Origin of the sequence: Limnovirga soli, from assembly GCF_013106755.1 — a bacterium.
Classification (GTDB): domain Bacteria; phylum Bacteroidota; class Bacteroidia; order Chitinophagales; family Chitinophagaceae; genus Limnovirga; species Limnovirga soli.
The window spans coordinates 78009-100512 of record NZ_WHPF01000015.1 but is presented as its reverse complement, the minus strand read 5'-3'; the positions used below and the strand labels follow the sequence as shown (position 1 = coordinate 100512).

The window sequence follows — 22504 nt, the reverse complement described above, 5'->3', positions numbered from 1 at the left end:
ATTAGCGCCTGTGCGCATGCATATTTCATGGAAAACAACTATAAGGCGGCCAAAAGAATTTTATTCCTTGTGCTTATTGGGTGGATGCTGATATTAACCAAATTCATCCTCTTTAAGGAGTCTGTTAATTACTACAAACATTATTTTTCTGCACAAAGTTTTAGAGATCATGCAACCAAAGAAGCTTTGAAATACGCCAACACAGTGCCGTTTAAAACTATTACAGAAACATTTACTTCGCACAATAAATCAATGACATATAAGGTATTAAACCTTGGTGGTAATATATTGGGTTTTATACCACTCGGATTGGTTTTCCCCATTCTGTTTATGGCATTGCGCTCATTTGTTAAAACAATTATCGCGGTACTTTTTGTTAGCCTTATTTTCGAGCTGATACAGCGGTACACCGGCCTCGGTATTTTTGATGTGGACGACCTTTTACTAAACCTTACCGGCGGCATTGCAGGTTATATATTGTATAAGGTAATAAGGCCTGTTTTAAAATCCCAATCAAAAATTGGCAAATTTGAATAACCTAACTGAACCCATTTTAAATTCTTTTTTTAGCCAGTCCAATAGCATATATATGGCTTTACTTGCGTCGCACTTTTGTGCTGTAGGCTATGTAGCAGCAGTAAAGCAATTAAATCGTATATCATTTTCAGGCCAGCTTTTTGCCGCCATAAAACCAGAACCCCGAAGTGTGCGACGCAAGTAAAGCTGCTGCTTGTATACAGCCAGGCCAATAACTATTGCCTTATTATTTCTATTGAATTAAAAATGGTATTATCGCCATTAATATAACTTATGCTAACATCGCAACTATGCGGTAGTTGGTGAGTAAAAATTGCATCTTTAAGTATAATTGTTTTAATAATCCATTTGCCGCTGTTATTGCATTGTACCTGGTAAGCTTGCTTTTTTGTACCCGCAAAATAGTTTAATGCCCAGCTTCCTTTTCCCTTATCTAAATAAATCACTTTTATAAGCACAGGTTGCGCAAGGGTGTTGCCACTAAAGAAATTTTTGTCTAAGGCAAATAACATCTCTGTCATGCCATTACTGGCATCAAAACCACGAGCAAACCTGCCGTATGGGGCATCTGCAGGGCCTACCCGCCAATAACCACGGCTGGTTGTATTGGGTGAGTATTGCACCAGAAACCTGTAATAATTATCGGGCAGCAGGTTTACCCCAATATCGTTTATAACCATATTGGCTTCCCGGTTTTTTTGATAATTGGTTAATTGGCCAGGTTCTTTTTCTTTACGGCTTTTCTTCTTCTCCTTATCTGGGTTTTGTTTACCGGTGTTGCGGCCCTGGCGGTTGGGGCTTTTGCCTTTCTTTTTGGGCTTTTGTATCTCCGGTTTTTGCATATTGGTGGTATCGCTGTCTTCAGCAATATTACCGCGTTGTGCACCATAGGGGGCATACTCAGCCAGTATTTTTTCTATCCTTTGCGGGGACAGATAATTATTTCTTATATCTGATAAGCGAATGCCCTGATCTGCTTCTTCTATGGATACATCCTGTTCTTTTTTACTCTTTCTATCCATTTCCTTATTATACTGTTCTTTTTTGTCGGGGTCTATCAACGGGCCATATTTTGATTCGGGAAATCTGTTAAGGTCTGCTGCATCCAGCGCATCTTTTAACACACAAAATGCACCCGGCGAAGTGGCTGCCACTTTATGCCCCGCATAGAAATTAAAGAAATTAAAACTTACTGTATCTGCTGGGTTTTTAATGTATTTGGGCGATGTATTAAATATATCCAGCCCAAAATGCAAACATGAGCTGATTAGGGCATACATATTCCAGCTTTCGTTGGTGTTAAACCATTTACCGCTAACGGTAATTTCTCCACGGGTGCGGTTGGCGCTGCTATCTTGTTGTATGTTGGCATCCAGTTTTTGTAGCCTATTGTAATATTCCTGCTCGCCATTAAACTGGTAGGTATGTGAAATATTGCCGGCTTTCATCCAAACATTGGGCATATTGGCCATAAGCCAATTAAAATAGCGCCCATCGTTGCCCTGGTTTACCAGCAGGTTAATGCGTGGAGTGGCTGTTTGGCAAACCTGGTACATGTATGTCCAAACTTCTTTTTTAAAATGGGTCCAATCTTCTTCGGAAATATTGTATTTGTCGTTAATTGGCCGGCCTTTGTAGGGGGTAATATCGCCGGTGCTGCCTTCGGCACTCATCCACATTACAATATTATTTCTTTGGGCCGCAGGTAGGCCATGAATATGTTCTGCGGTTTTTTTAAGCATATTAAAGTAACGCTCTTTATAAACCGGGCTTAGGTAATAGGGAAAATCGGCTTCTTTTTTACGGGTATCTGTACTTACTTTAGGAACGCCGTAAGCATATAGCCAATCAGGTGCATGTGGCCCAGCCCAAATCATAAACCCTATGGCGAGGTGATATGTGGTGGCATATTGTACCTGCTCGTCGAAAGCGGCCCAGGCAAAACTATCTTTTGCGGGTTCTATTTCTTTCCATTGTCTTATAATATACCATCCTTTAAAAAAGGGGTATTCGGCTGCATTCACATGGCTAAGTTCTCCACCGCCCCAAACCCCGTACAAATTTTTTGGAGGCAAAATGGAATCATCTTTTGTGGTGGTTTGCCGGGAATAGGCAGGCAGTGGTTGGGTGATAGCTATTTTTTCCGTATCGGCTATTGGGGTGTTGTTGTTGGGCCCTGAACAAAATGTTAGGCTACAAGAGAGTAACGTTAGCAGGGTGAATAATGTAAAAGGTGACCCTGTTTTATATTTTGTTTGCATAGCTGTTTTTGTTTGGTGTTTATAAACATGCCTATTTCGGCATCTTAAAGGTAAACCGCTAACCGGTTTATTTCGTTAATAAGCAGGGTTAAGTAATGTAGGTATTTTTTTGTTGCATTTACATACAGCCGTACAAGTGAGTGACACAACCGGGCTACATACTTGTACCAATGCTGGCTACAAAATAGATACTTGGTAATAGCAAAATGCCTTATAAGTACTATAACCATTTTACCAAATCAGGATAATGGCTTATTAATGAACTGTTTGTTGAACTGTATATAATATTTACAGCAGTTTTATGTTATTATAATTAATCGCAATAAAAATAAATTATAATGCCTATTTTTATTTCCATTATTCCTAACATCCATTATTGTATTTTTCTATGAAAACAGAAAATAGCTATAGAACTTATTGTAAAACTACCTCTATACAAGCGGTAATTTATAGCTTATTAATGATGGCACCTTAAACCCCTTACTGAATGGTATTTAATTCATTGGCTTTTGTTGCCTTTTTTATAGTTGTAACTTTGCTTTTTTTTGTATTGCCACATAAATACAGATGGGGTTTGCTATTGGCTGCCAGCTGCTATTTTTATATGTATTTTTTGCCCGTTTATATTTTAATACTGGGTTTTACAGTAGTGGTAGATTATTTTGCAGGCATTTATATTGCTAAATCAACCGGTTACCAAAGAAGGCTTTTTTTAACCATGAGTCTTATTGCCAATATTGGCGTACTGGCTTTTTTTAAATACTACAATTTTTTAAACCATAATATTAGTTTGCTATTGGATGGTTTTGGGTATAAAGACCCTATTCCTCATTTAGAAATTCTGCTGCCGGTTGGATTAACTTTTCACACATTTCAGGCCATGAGTTATACTATTGAAGTGTATCGCGGCCATCAAAAACCGGAAAAGCATTTTGGTATTTATGCCTTGTATGTAATGTTTTATCCGCAATTGGTGGCGGGCCCTATAGAAAGGCCACAAAACATTATCCACCAGTTTTATGAAGAAAAGCACTTTGAATATAACCGTGTGGTTTGTGGCTTACGATTAATGTTATGGGGTTTTGTAAAAAAGCTGGTGGTGGCAGACAGGGTGGCTATTTATGTAGATGCTGTGTATAATAATTCCCATTACCACAGTGGTATAAGTATGATTGTGGCCACCTGTTTATTTGGGTTTCAGATATATTGCGATTTCTCAGGATATTCTGATATTGCCATAGGGGCCGCCAGGGTAATGGGTTACGATCTTATGACTAATTTCAGGCGCCCCATGCTTATTTCAAAAAGCTTTCAGGAAGTATGGCAACGCTGGCATATATCCTTAACCACCTGGTTTAGAGATTATCTTTATTTCTCCATGGGTGGCAGCAGAAAAGGGTTGGTTATCAGCATGTTTAACCTGGTATTTGTATTTGCCATAAGTGGTTTATGGCATGGGGCCAATTATACTTTTATTGTTTGGGGCTTACTAAATGGCCTTTTTCTGGTGTTTGAAAGAATCTTAAACCCACTGCTTAAAAAAATACACGCCTTACTGGGCAAAACGGCCAATTTTTTTAGAATATTAGGTGTTTACTTTTTTGTAAGTACCACTATTACCTTTTTTAGGGCACAAACTTTAGACGATGCATGGTATATAACCAAATCTATGTTTACCCTAAAAACAGGTGGTTTTTACAGGGGCGAACCGCCAACAGCATTTAGTTATTCCATTTTTGCTGTGCTGCTTTTGGTAATTGTAGAACATGTACAGGAGTTTTACCCCAACGTAAAAATTATCAATAATTCCAATATAGTCATTAGGTATGCGGCTTATGTATTTTTACTAACGCTTTTAATTTCAATTGGCGTTTTTAATGGAGGGCAGTTTATTTATTTTCAGTTTTAAAAACTAATAATAGGGTGGGCGTTTCCCCGCTTTGGGCGGGGCCGGGCTTTCCGCTGCAAGTCCTCATACCGCCGAAGGCGGTATTCCGGGCTTTTCACTGCAATCCCTAACGCAATAACAAATGCATGTTTATCAATTAAATACTAATAAAAATATTTTCATATTGCAAATATCTAAATATATAATCCTTTTATCTGTTAATAATTGATAATCAGCTATTTAAAAAATAAAATACGTAATTAAAGGCATTCAAACAGCATAAAATCATTCCAAAAATCATCGATAACAAATCATTAAGATGGCCTTATCTCTAAATTTTTGTTGATTTTTTGTCTATTATTGTAATCTTATATAAGAAAAACTCCTACTCAATGGTATTCAACTCGCTAATTTTTGTTGCTTTCTTTATCATTGTTACATCGCTGTTTTTTATTTTACCGCATAAATACAGGTGGGGCTTATTACTGGCAGCCAGTTGTTATTTCTATATGTATTTTCTGCCGGTATACATCCTTATCCTGGGCTTTACTATTGTAGTGGATTATTTTGCCGGTATTTACATTGCCCAAAGTGAGGGTAAAAAGCGAAAGCTTTTTCTTGTTTTAAGCCTTATTGCCAATATAGGCGTACTGGCGTTTTTTAAATATTATAATTTCTTAAACCATAATATTACGCTGGTATTGGGCGAGTTTAGCTACCAAAACCCCATCCCCCATTTGGATATTTTATTACCTGTAGGGTTATCTTTCCATACTTTTCAGGCCATGAGTTATACCATTGAGGTTTACCGCGGCCATCAAAAACCCGAAAAGCATTTTGGTATCTATGCCTTATATGTAATGTTTTACCCACAGTTGGTGGCGGGCCCCATCGAGCGGCCACAAAATATTCTGCACCAATTTTATGAAGAAAAACAATTTAACTACGATAGGGTTGTTCAGGGCCTTCGTATCATGTTATGGGGGTTTGTAAAAAAATTAATTGTTGCAGACAGGGTGGGTATATATGTAGATGCAGTATACAATAATGCTCATTATCATAGTGGTATAAGCATGATGATGGCCACTTTCTTCTTTGCCTTTCAGGTATATTGCGATTTCTCAGGCTATTCAGATATTGCCATAGGTGCAGCCAAAGTAATGGGCTACGATTTAATGACCAACTTCAGGCGCCCTCTGTTTAACTCAAAAAGCATACAGGAACTTTGGCAACGCTGGCATATTTCTTTAACCACCTGGTTTAGAGATTATCTTTATTTCTCACTTGGTGGTAGTAGAAAAGGGGTAATTGTGAGTCTTTTAAATCTCGTAATTGTATTTGCCGTAAGCGGTTTATGGCATGGTGCCAACTATACTTTTATTATCTGGGGTTTATTAAATGGTTTGTATATAGCAATAGAGCGTTTATTAAATCCTGCTTTGCGTAAACTGCATAAACTATTAGGTGTTACATCTAATTTCTTTCGTAAAATAAGCGTATTCTTTATTGTATTGGTAACTGCTATCTTTTTTAGAGCTGCCAATGTAGATGATGCTTTTTACATAGTAAAATCAATATTCACCATTAAACCAGGTGGTTTTTATAAAGGAGAGCCCCCAACTGCCTTTAACTATTCCTTATTCGCAGTAGCCTTACTGATAATTGTAGAACATATTCAGGAAAACTATCCCGATTTCAGGGTTATCAACAATAATAATGTAGTAATACGCTATACAGCCTATGTATTGCTAATGACATTGTTATTATCCATAGGTGTATTTAATGGCGGTCAGTTCATTTACTTCCAGTTTTAAAATTAGCATATGAAGGCACAGTATTTAAAATTTGCAAAAAAACTCATTATCCTCCTGGCCATTATGTTTGTGGTAGACAGGGGTTTGGGTTCCATCATTCAATACTATTTTGAAAACGAACCCCTTGGCGATGCTGCAGCATTTGCACATGCCATCAATAACCCAACCGAAGATGTATTAATCTATGGCAGCTCACGTGCCGTGCATACATACGATACCAAAATTATTACAGATTCTTTGGGTCTTAGTGCCTATAATTGCGGTCGTAATGGCTCTAATGTAGTGTATGGCTCTGCTATTTTACCCGGTGCACTCGAAGGCAGCCATAAGCCAAAGTTGATCATTATTGATATTGTATCAAAAGAAATTGCCTGGCGCTCTAATAAAGATGGCGGCGATGTATTGGCCAGTATGATATTACCCTATGTACTTACCAACGAGCATTTTGAAGAACTGGCAATGGATCTGTTCCCTAAGGAATTATACAAAGCCAAAGTATCAAAACTGTACGCCTACAATTCACAGGTTTTATCTATTATAAGAAACTATTCCAGAAAAGACAATGATAATATCAATGGCTATCAACCTTTGCCTGGTAGTAAAATCATTAATCCGCCACAGGAGTATACTGCCGATAGAGATGGTATAGACGAATTTTCTAAAGAAAGGTTAGAATATTTTATAAAAACCGTTCAGGATAATCATATTCCATTGGTTGCCGTCCTGTCTCCCATGTATACAAAACCATTCGAAGACAACGAATCAATACGCGTATGCAAACAGGTTTTTGCCGAGCATAATATTGAATTGTGGGATTATGCTTCAGACCCCAAATATGTACAAAAAGACTTATTCTACGATGTAAACCACCTTAATACCAAAGGGGCCGAAATGTTTACACGGGAAATAATGTCAAGAATTAAACAGGAAGGTATTCTTAAACAATAGCTTCATTCTCAAACTTAAGAGAGGGCCGGGTGTAATACCCGGCTTTTTTATTGTATTACATTTATTGTACCTGGCAGTGGTACTTTATTAAGCTTTACTTGCGTCGCACACTTGTACGCCATCCATATGGCATCAAAAAATACAATTGCTTTTGTTCATTTATGCAAGTTTTGTACATTTAATCTGCAACAAAACAGGTATTTGTCTGCCACTCATTGCCACAAAGTTACCTGCCATTAAAATTTAAATTCAAATGTATGCTTGCCATTAAGCCAACCAATGTAGATGAATATATTGCCGCATTTCCTAATGAAACCCAGATAGTTTTACAACAAGTAAGGGCGGCAATACAAAAAGCAGCACCGCAGGCTACCGAAGTAATCAGTTATCAAATGCCTGCCTATAAGGGTAATGGCATACTGGTTTATTTTGCAGGCTATAAAAATCATATAGGTTTTTACCCCACAGCACTGGGTATTGCCGCATTTAAAGATGAATTATCCGTGTATAAAGGCGCAAAAGGCTCGGTACAATTTCCACTAAACCAACCCATGCCATTAAAACTTATTACAAAAATTGTTCAATTCAGGGTAAAAGATGATGCAGCCAAAACCAAAAAGAAAGCCCCAACCAAATAGCAGGCGTTGTTTTTGCAATATTACCGGTAGCATTTTACAGGCTACCTGCTGCCATAAAAGAGGAACCCTGAACTGTGCGACGCAAGCGGCGATGCTATACCTATCTTTGCCGGGCTAATAAAAGAAATAAATATCATTCTTAAGTTTTTTATAATTTTCGGTTACATAGGCCAATTTTACTTCGACATATAAATGTTAACAATATGCAGGTTGTACGGGATTACACAGACCAGGATTTAGTAGCTGCACTAAAAGATGAGCGGAAAACAGACGATGCTATCAGGTTTATTTACAGACAATACTATGGGTTGCTTGAAAATTACGTGATAAATAACAGTGGATCGGCAGATGATGCAGCTGACATGATACAGGAAACCATTTTGGCTTTTATTGAAATTATTCATAAAGATGCCTACCGCGGCGAGGCCAGCGTAAAATCTTTCTTGTACACTATAACCCGCAACCTGTGGCTATCTGAACTTAGAAAAAGAAGCAGTGCAGATACCAGGAACAAGAACTTTGAAACAGCTAAAGATCAGGTAGAAGATGGTATGGTACAACACCTTATAACAAGGGAATACTACCAGCAAATACAAGATCTTTTTGAAAAACTGGGAGATAAATGCAAACAATTGCTAATGCTGGTGTACTACGAAGATCTGCCCATGAAAGATATAGTGGCCCAAATGCCCGATTATCAAAACGAGCAGGTACTGCGTAACAAAAAGTACAAATGCATGAAACAACTGGAACAACTGATAAATGAAAACAAGGATTTAAAAACTCAATTTAAAAACGCCCTGAAGAATGCAAGATAATTTTACAAACGAGACCAATATTGAACAACTGAATATGTTTATGGACGGCGATATGCCGGCCGCAGAACTTACACAGCTGGAACAATTGATAGCCGCCAATGTTAATTTGCAAGACAGGTTAGAAAACCTGCAATTGGCAAAATCTGCTATAAAGTCGCTGGGCATGCAACAAAGAATAAAAGCCCTGCATACAGAATATATGGCCACTACCAAAGCAACCGCTACTGTAATTAAGCCAAATTTTGGTAGTACAGTTAGTAAGGTATTTCGTATTGCTGCGGTGTTTGTAGTGGTATTGCTAACCTATGGCATATACCAGTTTAGCACTACCAATACCAATAATGTATTCAACGATAATTACATGGCTTACCAACTTCCTGTAAATCGCGGTGCCGAAACCATAGCTACAATTGATGGCTTATACCAATCAAATAATTATACTGCAGTAATTGCCAACTTTACTGCCAATAATAACAAACAGCAAAAAGATTATTTTCTGGCAGCATTGTCCTATTTGCAAACAGATAATGCGGCAAAAGCCATAGAAAACTTTAGCACACTGCAACAGCTAAACAGCAAAAGCAACGATAAATATTTTGCAGATGAAACAGATTATTACCTGGCAATGGCCTATATAAAAGCAGGTAATATAACAGCAGCAAAAAAGCAACTGGATATTATAAAGGGTAACAAACAACACCTGTTTTATCAAAAAGCCAGCGAAATAAGCCCACTAACTTTAACCATGCTTACCTGGAAACAATAAAAGATGAATGGCAGATACAGGCTGTATCTTTTCATGGTATCGCCGCTTGCGTCGCAATCACTTCAGGGTTCCTCTTTTATGGCATCTTAAAAAAGGTTTATTTCCGGTGTTTACGTACAAAATATAAAATACCTATGGCGGCTGCAAAAATTGCTGCTGCCATTACCCACCAAATCAATGCATTGGAAGCAGGCTGTACATCGCCAATAAATACCAAATGGCTCCAATAAGCAGCCGGGTGAAACTGGCTCATAGCAGCATCATTTAATAAATCTATTTTAGCCTGTTGTAAAGCCCTGGCATATGTATACCCTTTATTGGTATAATGATAAAAACGGGTACTTAAATAGGCGGTAGATTTATCTTCAGCTTTCCATAACGAAGTAATAATATTCTGGCAACCCGCATAGGCAAAAGCCCTGGTTAAACTTAATGCACCTTCGCTTTGAGATATTTTACCACTGCCCGTTTCGCAGGCACTTAAAAAAACAAGATGCGTATTGGGTAATTGCAGGTTATACAGTTCATGTGCAAATAGTTTGAACGCAGTATCATTATTATTGGATGGGTAAAAAGCTATATAAGAATCGGCCGGATTGCTAAAATTAACAACGGCATGTGTAGCCAAATGCAAAACAGAGGCATTATTTACCCGATTTAAAAAGTTAGCACGTGTTGCATTGCTGTTTGTTAATCTGTCATTTACACTAAAAACAGCAATCTCCTCAGCCGAAGAAGGCAGGGCTGCATAGCCATGCAGGTTATTTTTAGCATTAGCAAACGGCGCTAATGCCAAACTATTGGTGGTGTTAGCTATTTGTTTATCCAAATGCAAAAAAGGCAGTGCAAACTGGTAGGTTACGGCATAATGCGATACCAGATATTCATGGTCCGGACCAATAAATGCCTCAAAGGGAATATTAATCAACTGCTGGTCCGGAATAATTATCAGGTTTTCAATACCTGACATAATTGGAACTAGGGGTTCTATTAAAGCATTATACAAATGCGTGCCCGATATTTTTGAGGCATCATTTTTACCCGCCACATGTTCCGTTAAACTTTCAGAGAATAATGCTAATTGTGTTTGCAGGGCACCAGCCTGTGGCAGCTTAATACAGTTAATGGTAGTTTGTTTAATAACAAAAGCCAGCAGAGTATCATTTGTTCTAAAATAGCAAATGGCCGCAGTATTTTTATCAAGAATATTTTGTTGTATAGCTGTAATGTTAAGGCTATCTGCAGCAAATTTCTGTTCGTAGTACGCAGGATAATCCTTGTACTTATTCATTATACGGTTAAGCAATAATTCTGCGCTATTAACTTGCGATGCAATAGTTTGTTGTGTGGCAGAATCTGTTTCTTGTGCCATCTGCCTTTTTAACCTTGATAGGGAAAGCCGGGTATTTTTTTCCTCTTGTAATAAGGTATCAGGCAAACCTGCATATTGCCTTATATTATTTTCATTTAAACTAATGGCCAGTGCTGCAGCCCGGCTTTTGCTTATCCATTGCAGTGCAAGTTCAGTTAACACAATATCATTGCCCGATTGCATAATAAATGCCACAGCGTTTTTATAGGCATTAAAAACCTTATCGGCCATAAACAAACGGGCTTCATCGTTATCTATGGATTTTTTTATGTAATCAGCCAGATTAAAAGCAGATTGAAATGTTTGTATAGCTGCCTCAGCATATTTACCGGAATGATGAAGCTGGTAGAGTTGCGCAAAGCAATTGGCTTTGGCAATTAATGCTTCAAATAAATCATAACTCGCAAAATCGCCAATATAGCTGGCAGGATTGGCATACACGCTGGTATCAGAAAAATTTGAGTGCAGCTGTATCATTGCTTTTTGAAAATAGGCCAATGCGGCTTCTGGTTGCTGCAATTGCAGTAAAAGTTTGCCGTTTAATAAACAGGTAGTACCAAAATAAATACTCCTGGCGCCTTTGCTGTTATCTGTAAATATTTGTTCAGCCAATAACAAATATTGTTTGGCTGCATCGGTATTATGCAGTTGTAAATAGGCTTCTGCCAAAGAGTTATTATAAGCTATTGCATATTGGCCATTTACATCCTTGATTTGTTTAAGAAAAAATAATGCACTATCAGGTTGTTGTTTTGCTATATAAATTCTGGCAAGGTTGTTTAATAAAGGTGTTTTATTGCCGGTATTGTTTAATAAAGAATTATACACCCCAATGGCAGCATCGTAATTGCCTGTAAGCCGCAAAGCCGAAGCGATATTCATCGTCATGGCAAAAATGGCTTCCCTTAATTCGGGCCGGGTTTGTTTGGTAATTTCCAATGCCTTACTAAAATAATTGCTGCTTTGTTTATAATTGCCAGCTTCGCTATAGAGTGCCCCAAGAGAATTGTATAAATCGCCGGCAAGGCCTGCATTGGGATATTGGTCAATTACATTTTCGGCCCTGGTATAATAAAAAACTGAAGAATCGAATAAGCCAACAGAATAGTGCACATTACCGATAGAAAGGTATAAACGGAATGTAATAGAATCAGAAAGCTGATAAGATTTTTGTATTTGAATGGCTTTATAAAAATGCTGCAATATTTCTGCAGTACTGTTACCCAAACCCTGTTGCAGTATGCCAATTCGTTCCTGGCAGTTAAAGAGCATTATAGCATGTGTTGCATTTTCTTTGAGGCCTTTCGCAACAGCTGTAAAATAGCTTAAGGCAAGCGAATCATTATACTCGCCATTAATGCCCGAAAATAGACTATCAGCTTTATTAAATTTATTGATAAAGCCTTTATCTATATCAGCAGTTTGGCTGTGCGGTTGTATTAACAACGTACAACTTATCAGCACAAATAGTATATACCTCTTTTTACTCATTTGTTATGCACTATAAAAATAATAAGAAACAAACGCTATGCGCTATAAATTACACGAGTGTTTATTTTATTGATAATAGTACCCACTATAATTAATTACAGCGCAGTTTTATTTGCCGGGCAATATTCTTGTGTACAAGTGTGCGACGCAAGTAAAGCTGAACCATGTTTTACTGCCTGGTACAAAAACTACTATCCTTATTTACGCTACTGATTTATGGAACCCATCATTGCTTCGGGGTAGCGTAACCCACTGGCTATATTTTTTGGTGCAATGGCATTGATGGCCGCCATTTCTGCGGCAGTAAAATGTATGTCCAGTGCGCCAATATTTTCTTCCAGGTATTTTATTCTTTTGGTGCCGGGAATAGGAAATACGTGGGGATAGGTAGCCATTACCCAAGCCAATGCCAGCTGAGAGGCGGTGCAGTTTTTGGCTGCTGCCAGCTGCTGAATCTTATTTACAAGATCCAGGTTTTTTTGAAAATTTTCTCCCTGGAAACGCGGTGATAATCTACGATAATCATCTGGTGCAAAATCGTTAACGGTTTTAATTTCTCCGGTTAAAAAGCCACGGCCTAAGGGGCTGTAGGCAACAAAGGCAATACCCAGTTCTTCGGAGGTGTTAATGATATCATCTTCTGGTTCGCGGCTCCATAAAGAGTATTCGGTTTGTAAGGCGGTAATTGGATGAACGGCATGTGCTTTACGTAATGTAGCTGATGATACTTCTGATAAACCAATGCCTTTTATTTTACCTTGTTGCACCAGTTGTGCCATAGCGCCAACTGTTTCTTCAATTGGTGTTGCAGGATCTTTGCGGTGCAGATAGTATAAGTCTATTACATCTGTACCTAATCTTTTAAGACTAGCTTCGCAGGAGGCGAATACATATTCCGGCTTGCCATTCAAACCCCTGAGTTGTGCATTGGCAGGGTCTCTTACAATGCCAAATTTGGTGGCCAGAGTAATTTTATTTCTGTGGCTTTTAATGGCTTTGCCCACCAATACTTCGTTCTTATGTGGTCCGTAGGCATCGGCAGTGTCAAAAAAAGTAATGCCTAGGTCAATTGCCCGGTGGATGGTATTGATAGAAGTTGTTTCATCGGTAGCGCCGTAAAATTCACTCATACCCATACAGCCCAGTCCGAGTGCAGAAGCGGTTAATCCTTGTTTACCCAATGGTTTTGTTTGCATGGTATTTTTTTATGTAATGTAATGCAGAAAGTGTGGTTTTACTAACTAATGGATGGGTTTACTATATTTACCCTTATTTCACAAAACTGAAATTTTTGCTTGAGATTATCCATCATCATAGTAAATTATAATGTTAAATATTTTTTAGAGCAATGTCTGTGTGCAGTTGTAAAAGGCATTGCAACTATTGATGCAGAAGTATGGGTGGTTGATAATAACTCAACTGATGGCAGCATAGCCTACCTGCAACCAAAATACCCGCAGGTTCATTTTATAGCTAACACCATTAATATGGGTTTTGGAAAAGCCAATAATTTGGCATTAGCACAGTGTACAGGAGAAATGGTTTTGTTTTTAAACCCCGATACCATTATTGCGGAAGATACTTTACAGTTATGTTTTGATTTTTTTATGGCAAAACCCACTGTTGGTGCGTTAGGCGTAAAGATGCTGGATGGTAGCGGGCATTTCTTACCCGAGAGTAAAAGGGCTTTTCCTGCACCCGGGGTTGCTTTTTTTAAAATGTGCGGATTAGCACAAATTTTCCCAAAGTCTTCCATTTTTAACAGGTATGCTTTGGGCCATCTTATGGAAGATGGCATTCATAAAGTAGATGTTTTGTGCGGCGCTTTTATGATGGTGCGCAAAACGGTACTGGATAAAGTTGGTGCATTTGACGAGGCTTTTTTTATGTATGGGGAAGATATAGACCTGAGTTATAGAATACAGCAAAGCGGAGCAGAGGTATTTTATTTGGGTAATACCAGTATCATTCATTTTAAAGGGGAAAGTGCACGCAAAGGTAAATTGAATTATGTGCGCATTTTTTATCAGGCCATGGTTGTATTTGTAAATAAACATTATACCGGGGCTTTCGCCTTTATAATGCAATTCCTATTAAAGGCCGGTATTTACAGCAGGGCTTTGCTAAGTTTAATCATGGCCCCGGTAAGGCTTTTCACCAATACCCTTCGAAGCAGCAGAAATGAAATGCAAACCAATTATATGCTGGTAGGAGATAAAACCTGCACGGCTAATGCCGCCAATATTTTAAGGCAATACCATTCAAATGCAAGTTTTCAGTCTATTGAAACCCTAGATAAACTGCCAACTAACAATGAAATAATCGTTTTATGTACAGGGGGTTTAACTTATTCAGCAGCCATTGAATGCCTTGCAAAGCAAAAGAAAGCTGGTTTGTTTTTGTGGCATGGTGCCGCAACCAGCAGTATTGTTGGCAGTCAGCACGGTAAAAGCACAGGTATAGTGTATAACGCCACCTAATTTATTATATCCGTAAATAGAATAACAATAAATTAGGGTAGCAATGCAGGTAATAAGGCTAAAAACTAATGACTGTTCTATAATTTTATTAAGCGGTATACAAACTAATTGCTTTTAACGTAGTTTCGTTTTTTATTAAACGCTTATAAAATGCCATTATTTGACATACAGTTACCAAATAGTGTTGCAAAAGCGCTACGATTGCCTACAAACGATCTTCGCTGGCAACAGTTGCGTGTTTTAAAAAAATTGCTACGCAAAGCCAGATTTACCGAGTTTGGTCAGCATTTTAAATTCGACGAAATTTTAATGAGCAAACATCCCGGAAAAAAATTCCAGGATATGGTGCCTATATATAATTATAACCGCATTTATACTGAATGGTGGCATAAAACCCTGGAAGGCAAACCAGATATTTGTTGGCCGGGTAAAATAAAATACTATGCACTAAGCAGTGGCACCAGCGAATCTTCAAGTAAATACATTCCCATTACCAGCGATTTATTAAAAGGCAACCGCTATGTTATGATAAAGCAGTTGCTTAGTTTGCGTAATTACCACGATATTCCCATCCGTTCAATAGGCAAAGGTTGGCTAATGATTGGAGGCAGTACGGCATTACAAAAAGGCGCCGGATACTATTCCGGGGATTTAAGTGGCATTACTGCAAAAAAAGCCCCTTTTTGGTTTCAACCGTTTTATAAGCCAGGCAAAAAAATTGCTAAAGAAAAAGATTGGGAGAAAAAGCTGGAAGAAATTGTTGAACATGCTCCTCATTGGGATATTGGTTTTGTAGTAGGCGTGCCAGCCTGGATACAAATGTGTATGGAAAAGATTATTGAGCGCTATCAACTCAACACTATACACGATATTTGGCCAGACCTCGATTTTTTTGTGCATGGCGGCGTAAGCTTCGAACCTTATAAAAAAGGCTTTGAAAAATTGCTGGGTAAACCCATTACTTATATAGAAACCTATCTGGCCAGCGAAGGTTTTATTGCTTATCAGGATAGGCAGCATGCCACCGGTATGCGGCTGGTTACCAACGAGCATATATTTCACGAGTTTGTACCCTTCGATTATAAAAATTTCGACGATAATGGAGATTTGGTAGCCAACCCCGAAACTTTAATGATACATGAAGTAGAGGAGGGTAAAGATTATGCACTGTTAATCAGCACCAGCGCCGGCACCTGGCGCTATCTTATTGGCGATACCATTAAGTTTACCGATAAAGAGCGTTGCGAAATAGTCATCACCGGCCGTACCAAACATTTTCTAAGTCTGGTTGGCGAGCACCTGAGTGTGGATAATATGAACAAAGCCATACAAATAGTAAGCAACGAAATGAATGTGTGTATACCCGAGTATACCGTAGTAGGCAAACCGCATGGCACATTCTTTGCCCACCATTGGTATGTAGCCAGCGATGATGCCATTAATGCAGAGACCCTGCGCGTTAAAATAGACGAAAAGCTAAAAGAAATAAACGATGATTACGCTGTAGAAAGAAACAGTGCATTACAACAGGTATTTCTGGATGTTTTACCAGAAGAACGTTTCATGGAGTTTATGCGGTTAAAAGGCAAAATTGGCGGCCAGCACAAATTTCCCCGTGTATTAAAAGGCCGCATGTTAGAAGACTGGAATAAATTTTTAAAAGGAGAACTTATTTAAATTCCCCTAATTAAAAGGCAGCGCCTGGGCAAATACAATGGGCGTTGCCCTTAAGGGCCGGGCTTTCCGTTGCAAGTCCTCACTCACTGCGTTCGCTGCGGGCTTTTCACTGCAATCCCTAACGCAACAGCCAAAAGCAGCTAAACATTTTACAACATTGTTATAGCAAAGTGAATTTTGATTTTTTATTTACCCGCTTCTGTTCAAAAATTACCCATCCATACTTTTATTTTTTTCACAACATGTAATTGCCTTAAATTCATGCCACTAATTTATTCTTTCATTTCTAACGAGCATTTTATTCCATGAACAACAACAAAAAATCAGGAAGCAATTCACGCAGAAATTTTATTAAAAATGCCGGAGCAGCCATGGCAGGTTTTTATATTGTACCACGCCATGTATTGGGTCGTGGTTTTGTTGCACCCAGCGATAAACTGGTTATTGCAGGTATTGGCGCAGGAGGTAAAGGTGAAAGTGATTTGTGGAATTTTTATAAAAGTGGAAAGGCCGAAATTGGTTTTCTATGCGATGTAGACGACAGGCAATCTGTAGCCAGCCGTAAAAATTATCCCAAAGCAAAATATTATACCGATTTCAGGGAAATGCTGGCCAAAGAAGGTAAATCAATTGATGCAGTTTCTGTATCTACACCAGATCATACACACGCAGTTGCCGCCATGGCAGCCATGCAGCTAAACAAGCATGTATACGTGCAAAAGCCACTAACACACGATATTTACGAAGCCCGTATGCTTACACAGGCAGCACACCGGTATAAAGTAGTAACCCAAATGGGTAACCAGGGTAGTAGTGGTGATGGCGTAAGGCAATTACAGGATTGGTATAATGCCGGCATTATAGGTGATGTACATACTATTTATTGTTATACCGATAGACCAATTTGGCCGCAAGGCGTAGCAAGGCCTACCACGTCATCGCCTATACCTAAAGAACTTAATTTTGATTTATGGCTGGGTACAGCACCGCAAAGAGATTATTTTGATGCCATGCTACCATTTAATTGGCGCGGCTGGTGGGATTATGGTACCGGCGCATTGGGCGATATGGCTTGCCATATTATGGCACCCGCATTTGCCGTTTTGGGCTTAGGTTACCCGGTGGCAGCAGAATGCAGCGTGGCTACAAAATATATTCAAAACTGGCAAAAGGGCTATTTCCCTGAGAGTGGGCCTATTGCTTCTCATATTATTCTCACATTCCAGCGTCCTAATGGCAAAGAGCTAAAATTGCATTGGATGGATGGTGGTATACAACCAGAAAGGCCAGCCGAACTTGGTCCAAACGAAGAAATGGGTGATGGTGGTAATGGGGCTATTTTCCTTGGTAGCAAGGGCAATATGATGTGTGGTACATATGGTATTAACCCTCAATTATTACCTACATCGCGTACCAAAGAAACAGTAGTGCCACAAACTATAGCCCGTGTACCGGGAGGTGATGAAGGCCACTATGCTGCCTGGGTAGAAGCTGCAATGGCAGGCTATGGCAGTGATAAAGCTAAAAACCTGAGTTCACATTTTGATATTGCTGGTCCATTAACAGAGAGCGTATTAATGGGTAACCTGGCTATTCGCAGTTATGATATTAAGAAGAAGGCAAAAAATGGTGAATTTGATTATCCGGGCCGTAATATTAAATTGCTGTGGGATGGTCCGAATATGAAGATTACCAATTTTGAAGATGCCAACCAGTTTGTAAAACGTACTTACCGTGAAGGCTGGAGCCTTGGTGTTTAAATATATATATTAGTGATAGAAGCCATACCAGCATTATGTTGGTATGGCTTTTTTATTTGATTTTATCGTCAATTACAGCATTCTTAACTAATAGCATTTTTAATTATTTAGTTTTATTGATACGCACTTACCTGCCTTTTTTGCGTTAGGGATTGCAGTGAAAAGCCCGCAGCGAACGCAGTGAGCGAGGACTTGCAACGGAAAGCCCGGCCCTCAAGGGCAACGCCCATTGAGAGTTAATTTGGGTAAATTATTTTGTAAATTTTAAGCAAATCAATTGCAGTAAACTTGTTTAAATTGATGCCAAATACTTTAAATGGGCAAAAGCCGGGTATTTTGTTAATTTTGCCCACTTTAATATACCGGGTATATGCAGGAGTTAATAGAAAAAATTGATAAAAGCCGTTTACCAAAGCATGTGGCCATTATTATGGATGGCAACGGGCGTTGGGCCAAAGAAAAGGGCCAGGATAGGTTATATGGCCATTTTCATGGGGTTGAAAGTGTAAGAAACATAGTTGAGGGCGCTGTAGAATTAGGGTTGGAATACCTTACGCTTTATGCATTTAGTACCGAAAACTGGGATAGGCCTGCACATGAGGTAAGTGGATTAATGGAGCTTTTGGTAGAAAATATGAAAAAAGAAGCGCCTGTTTTGAAGAAAAACAATATCAGGTTACGTGTAATTGGAGATACTGAAATGCTTCCAGAACATGCCCGTAATGGATTGGCCGAGGTATTAGCAGAAACCAAGGATAATAATGGCATGAACCTGATAATGGCCTTAAGCTATAGCAGCCGCTGGGAATTGGTAAATGCCGTTAAAAAAATTGGTATAGATGTGGCAGCCGGAAAAATTAACCCGGAAACTATTAACAATGAAACGCTGGAAGCTTATTTGTCTACCAGTGATTTTCCTGATCCTGAGTTGATGATACGTACCAGCGGTGAGTTTAGGATTAGCAATTTCTTGTTGTATCAACTGGCGTATGCTGAACTTTATTTTACTGATGTTCGCTGGCCGGACTTTAGAAAAAAGAATTTATATGAGGCCATTATTGACTTTCAGGGCAGGGAAAGAAGATTTGGTAAAACCAGCGACCAGCTGTTACATACAGGTGTTAGCCATTAAATGTAGATGTAAACAGTTCGTTTTAACAAACAGTTCTGATACAATTCTGAATAATACTTTTAATTTGCCCCACTTAAACATAAATGTTGCTTCAAAAGCTTTGTAGCTTAAGAAATAACAATCAAATTATCACCCGGATGCAGCGATTTTACAGATACTTAGCGTTTATTTCGTTTACGTTTATAGGTTTTGGTGTTAAAGCGCAGGTGCTTATTAGAAATAATAACACTGCTGATACTACTGTACAACCTGTTACTTCCCTGGATGCAGACCTGCTGAATATTTTTAACCAGAAAACACCTCAGAAATATAAGGTAGGCGGTGTAAAGATTACCGGTAATAAATATTTTGACGAAGCTTTGCTATTGTCAGTATCCGGCATTACAATAGGGGATGAAATTACCATACCCGGTGCTGATAATTTTTCGAAAGCCATTGGTAAACTATGGTCTCAAAATTATTTTAGTGATGTAGCTATTTATATTACCAAACTGGAAGGGAACAATATTTATCTGGAAATAAGTGTAACTGAACGTCCAAGGTTATCAAAATATGTATTTAAAGGGGTAAACAAATCCGAAGCGGATGATTTGGGGCCAAAAACAAGTTTGATAATTGGGAGGGTGGTGACTGAGAATATGAAGAGAACCGCTATTGATGCGGTAAACCGTTTTTATTTTGACAAAGGGTTTAGAAATGTAAAAACACGAATTGATATTAAAAAAGATACCTCTTTTGAGAATTCGGTTATTCTTGATTTATATGTAACAAAGGGTAATAAGGTAAAAATTGATGAGATTAGTTTTATTGATAATACGGTAAATGACCTTAAGCTAAAAAAACAGATGAAGGGTACCAAAGAGAAAACCCGTCTTACCCTTTTCCCAACAAGGGATTCTTTAGGTTTTGCAAGGCCGGAAGCATACAGTTTTAGTGAATATTTACAGGATAAGGGCTATTTGTCATACACAAAATCAAAAAAGCTGGTTGACCCTTATATACGCCTTAAACTGCTAACTTCAGCTAAATTCAATGATAAGAAGTACGAAGAAGACAAAGAGAAAATAATTAATTATTACAACTCACTTGGTTACCGTGATGCCAATATTGTAAAAGATACATTGTACAATACTGCCAAGGGTAATATGAACATCAATATTAAACTGGAAGAAGGGCATAAATACTATTTTGGCAATATAGTATGGCGCGGTGCCACAAAATATCCTGATTCTTTACTTACAGCAGTTTTAGGTATTCATAAAGGAGATACTTATAACCTTGATTTATTAAATAAAAAATTAGGTAAAAATGTAGCTCCCGAGGGAGGTGATATTAGTGGCCTTTATATGGATGATGGGTATTTATTTTTTCAGGTAGACCCTATTGAAACAGCTGTTTACGAAGATACCATTGATTTTGAAATACATATAAGAGAGGGCTCACAGGCAACCTTTAAGAATATCAGAATTACCGGTAACGATCGTACCAAAGAATATGTTATACGCAGGGAATTGAGAACATTGCCGGGTGAAAAGTTCAGCCGTACAGATGTTATCCGTTCTCAAAGAGAGATTGCCAACCTAAGTTTTTTCGATCAGGAAAAAATTACCCCCACTATTGTACCCAATCCAGATGATGGAACTGTTGACGTTACCTGGGGTGTAGTTGAGAAATCTAGTGACCAGCTGGAACTAAGTGCTGGTTTTGGTGGAGGTATTGGTTTAACAGGAACCCTGGGCGTATCGTTTAATAATTTCTCAATTAGAAATATTCTGCACAAAGAGGCATGGGATCCTTTGCCGGTAGGCGATGGACAAAAATTAAGTATTCGTATGCAAAGTAATGGACGTGCCTACCGCTCCTACAATGTATCGTTCACCGAACCATGGTTAGGTGGCAAAAAGCGTAATACACTTACTGTAAGTTTATACGATACAAAATTTGCCAATGCCTATAATCCTTATACTGGCCAATATGAGCGTCAGGCGGCAGATACATCCTTTTTTAAAACAACGGGTTTTTCGCTTGGTTTTCAAAAGCAGTTAAAATGGCCGGATGATTATTTTTCAATGGGTGTAAGTGCCAACTATGCCAGATATACGTTAAAGAACTATGCCATTGACCGTAGTTTGGCACTAAAAGATGGTTCTTTGTTTAGAAACGGGTATTCTAATAATATCAACCTGAAATTTACGATGAGCAGGTACTCTTTGGATCAGCAGATATTTCCAAGAAGTGGTTCTAACCTTTCATTAAGTGTAGCGGTTACCCCTCCATTCTCGCTAATAGATAAAAACCTGGTAAATGCAGAAAACCCTTATAAATTAATTGAATACCATAAGTGGCGCTTTACAGGTGAATGGTATTTACCTATTGGTAAGCCCAAAGGTGAGGAGCACAATAAACAATTTGTGCTAAAACTGGCAGCTAAGTTTGGTTATCTTGGTAAATACAATAACGATTTAAATACATCTCCGTTTGAACGTTTTCAGGTGGGTGATGCAGGTTTAAGTAATAACTATGCTTTATTAGGATATGATATTGTGGCACATCGTGGATATCCTGTATATCAAACGTCTGATCCACGGGTAAATCCAGATCAGCAGGGCGCTTCGCAGTATTTTACCATGTTTAATAAATATACTATGGAATTGCGTTATCCGTTTAGTACCAGTGCAAGCAGTACTATTTATGGATTAACCTTTTTTGAAGCAGCCAATGGATGGTATTCTTTTAAAGATTATAATCCATTCCAGTTAAGAAGATCAGTTGGGGTAGGTATGCGTTTCTTCCTGCCTATGTTTGGTTTACTTGGCTTTGATTATGGTGTTGGTCTTGACCGTTATGGTGCTGGTTCTTCACTTAAAGATGCATCAAGGTTTACCTTTATGCTGGGCTTTGAACCGGATTGATGAATTTTAA

Annotated in this window: 15 protein-coding genes; 12 read left to right on the top strand and 3 right to left on the bottom strand. The window is 38.5% G+C overall.

Annotated features, from left to right (window positions below):
- Window positions 1–27 precede the first annotated feature (27 nt).
- Window positions 28–537 carry a VanZ family protein gene (locus GD597_RS18610; RefSeq protein ID WP_171609417.1) on the top strand — a complete coding sequence of 170 codons (510 nt, stop codon included), beginning with the start codon at window positions 28–30 and terminating at the stop codon, window positions 535–537.
- Window positions 538–752: 215 nt separating this feature from the next.
- Here the strand turns inward: GD597_RS18610 and GD597_RS18605 are convergent, their stop codons facing one another.
- Window positions 753–2798 carry a hypothetical protein gene (locus GD597_RS18605; protein ID WP_171609416.1) on the bottom strand — a complete coding sequence of 682 codons (2046 nt, stop codon included), beginning with the start codon at window positions 2796–2798 and terminating at the stop codon, window positions 753–755.
- Between the two features lie 487 nt (window positions 2799–3285).
- Between GD597_RS18605 and GD597_RS18600 the strand changes: the two genes are divergently transcribed.
- The 6 genes from GD597_RS18600 to GD597_RS18575 all read left to right on the top strand — a co-directional run bounded on the left by GD597_RS18600 (window position 3286) and on the right by GD597_RS18575 (window position 9670).
- Window positions 3286–4707, top strand: a complete 1422-nt coding sequence (locus GD597_RS18600) for an MBOAT family O-acyltransferase (RefSeq protein WP_171609415.1) — start codon at window positions 3286–3288, stop codon at window positions 4705–4707.
- Window positions 4708–5078: 371 nt separating this feature from the next.
- Window positions 5079–6500 (top strand): MBOAT family O-acyltransferase, encoded by a 1422-nt coding sequence (locus GD597_RS18595; RefSeq protein WP_171609414.1) that lies wholly within the window; start codon window positions 5079–5081, stop codon window positions 6498–6500.
- Window positions 6501–6509: 9 nt separating this feature from the next.
- Entirely contained in the window at window positions 6510–7448 is a 939-nt protein-coding gene (locus tag GD597_RS18590; RefSeq protein ID WP_171609413.1) for a hypothetical protein, read from the top strand.
- A 257-nt stretch (window positions 7449–7705) separates the two neighbouring features.
- Window positions 7706–8086: an iron chaperone gene (locus GD597_RS18585; RefSeq protein ID WP_171609412.1), complete on the top strand. Its 381-nt coding sequence runs from the start codon at window positions 7706–7708 to the stop codon at window positions 8084–8086.
- Window positions 8087–8289: 203 nt separating this feature from the next.
- Complete coding sequence (locus GD597_RS18580; RefSeq protein WP_171609411.1) at window positions 8290–8904, top strand: RNA polymerase sigma factor; 615 nt, start codon at window positions 8290–8292, stop codon at window positions 8902–8904.
- Window positions 8894–9670 (top strand): hypothetical protein, encoded by a 777-nt coding sequence (locus tag GD597_RS18575; protein ID WP_171609410.1) that lies wholly within the window; start codon window positions 8894–8896, stop codon window positions 9668–9670. Before GD597_RS18580 ends, GD597_RS18575 begins: the two co-directional genes overlap by 11 nt.
- 97 nt (window positions 9671–9767) lie before the next feature.
- Here GD597_RS18575 and GD597_RS18570 read toward each other — a convergent pair whose 3' ends face one another.
- Together GD597_RS18570 and GD597_RS18565 are read right to left on the bottom strand one after the other, a co-directional pair.
- A complete protein-coding gene (locus tag GD597_RS18570; protein ID WP_171609409.1) occupies window positions 9768–12533 on the bottom strand; it encodes a CHAT domain-containing protein in 2766 nt (921 codons plus the stop codon).
- A 206-nt stretch (window positions 12534–12739) separates the two neighbouring features.
- Complete coding sequence (locus tag GD597_RS18565) at window positions 12740–13729, bottom strand: aldo/keto reductase (RefSeq protein WP_171609408.1); 990 nt, start codon at window positions 13727–13729, stop codon at window positions 12740–12742.
- A 99-nt stretch (window positions 13730–13828) separates the two neighbouring features.
- Between GD597_RS18565 and GD597_RS18560 the strand changes: the two genes are divergently transcribed.
- From GD597_RS18560 to GD597_RS18540, 5 genes are all read left to right on the top strand, one after another.
- Window positions 13829–15013 carry a glycosyltransferase family 2 protein gene (locus GD597_RS18560; RefSeq protein WP_171609407.1) on the top strand — a complete coding sequence of 395 codons (1185 nt, stop codon included), beginning with the start codon at window positions 13829–13831 and terminating at the stop codon, window positions 15011–15013.
- 150 nt (window positions 15014–15163) lie between these two features.
- Window positions 15164–16690, top strand: coding sequence for a GH3 family domain-containing protein (locus tag GD597_RS18555; protein WP_171609406.1), 1527 nt, complete (start codon window positions 15164–15166; stop codon window positions 16688–16690).
- A 305-nt stretch (window positions 16691–16995) separates the two neighbouring features.
- The gene (locus GD597_RS18550) at window positions 16996–18450 is read left to right on the top strand and encodes a Gfo/Idh/MocA family protein (protein WP_171609405.1); all 1455 of its coding nucleotides are present in this window, start codon (window positions 16996–16998) and stop codon (window positions 18448–18450) included.
- A gap of 370 nt (window positions 18451–18820) precedes the next feature.
- Window positions 18821–19582 carry an isoprenyl transferase gene (locus GD597_RS18545; protein WP_171609404.1) on the top strand — a complete coding sequence of 254 codons (762 nt, stop codon included), beginning with the start codon at window positions 18821–18823 and terminating at the stop codon, window positions 19580–19582.
- Between the two features lie 137 nt (window positions 19583–19719).
- Window positions 19720–22494, top strand: a complete 2775-nt coding sequence (locus GD597_RS18540; protein ID WP_171609403.1) for a BamA/OMP85 family outer membrane protein — start codon at window positions 19720–19722, stop codon at window positions 22492–22494.
- Window positions 22495–22504: the final 10 nt, after the last annotated feature.

Coding starts and splice junctions, on each gene's coding strand:
- GD597_RS18545 (WP_171609404.1), top strand. CDS start 18,821: ATGCAGGAGTTAATAGAAAAAATTGATAAAAGCCGTTTACCAAAGCAT.
- GD597_RS18575 (WP_171609410.1), top strand. CDS start 8,894: ATGCAAGATAATTTTACAAACGAGACCAATATTGAACAACTGAATATG.
- GD597_RS18610 (WP_171609417.1), top strand. CDS start 28: ATGGAAAACAACTATAAGGCGGCCAAAAGAATTTTATTCCTTGTGCTT.
- GD597_RS18585 (WP_171609412.1), top strand. CDS start 7,706: ATGCTTGCCATTAAGCCAACCAATGTAGATGAATATATTGCCGCATTT.
- GD597_RS18590 (WP_171609413.1), top strand. CDS start 6,510: ATGAAGGCACAGTATTTAAAATTTGCAAAAAAACTCATTATCCTCCTG.
- GD597_RS18550 (WP_171609405.1), top strand. CDS start 16,996: ATGAACAACAACAAAAAATCAGGAAGCAATTCACGCAGAAATTTTATT.
- GD597_RS18555 (WP_171609406.1), top strand. CDS start 15,164: ATGCCATTATTTGACATACAGTTACCAAATAGTGTTGCAAAAGCGCTA.
- GD597_RS18565 (WP_171609408.1), bottom strand. CDS start 13,729: ATGCAAACAAAACCATTGGGTAAACAAGGATTAACCGCTTCTGCACTC.
- GD597_RS18600 (WP_171609415.1), top strand. CDS start 3,286: ATGGTATTTAATTCATTGGCTTTTGTTGCCTTTTTTATAGTTGTAACT.
- GD597_RS18595 (WP_171609414.1), top strand. CDS start 5,079: ATGGTATTCAACTCGCTAATTTTTGTTGCTTTCTTTATCATTGTTACA.
- GD597_RS18580 (WP_171609411.1), top strand. CDS start 8,290: ATGCAGGTTGTACGGGATTACACAGACCAGGATTTAGTAGCTGCACTA.
- GD597_RS18605 (WP_171609416.1), bottom strand. CDS start 2,798: ATGCAAACAAAATATAAAACAGGGTCACCTTTTACATTATTCACCCTG.
- GD597_RS18570 (WP_171609409.1), bottom strand. CDS start 12,533: ATGAGTAAAAAGAGGTATATACTATTTGTGCTGATAAGTTGTACGTTG.
- GD597_RS18540 (WP_171609403.1), top strand. CDS start 19,720: ATGCAGCGATTTTACAGATACTTAGCGTTTATTTCGTTTACGTTTATA.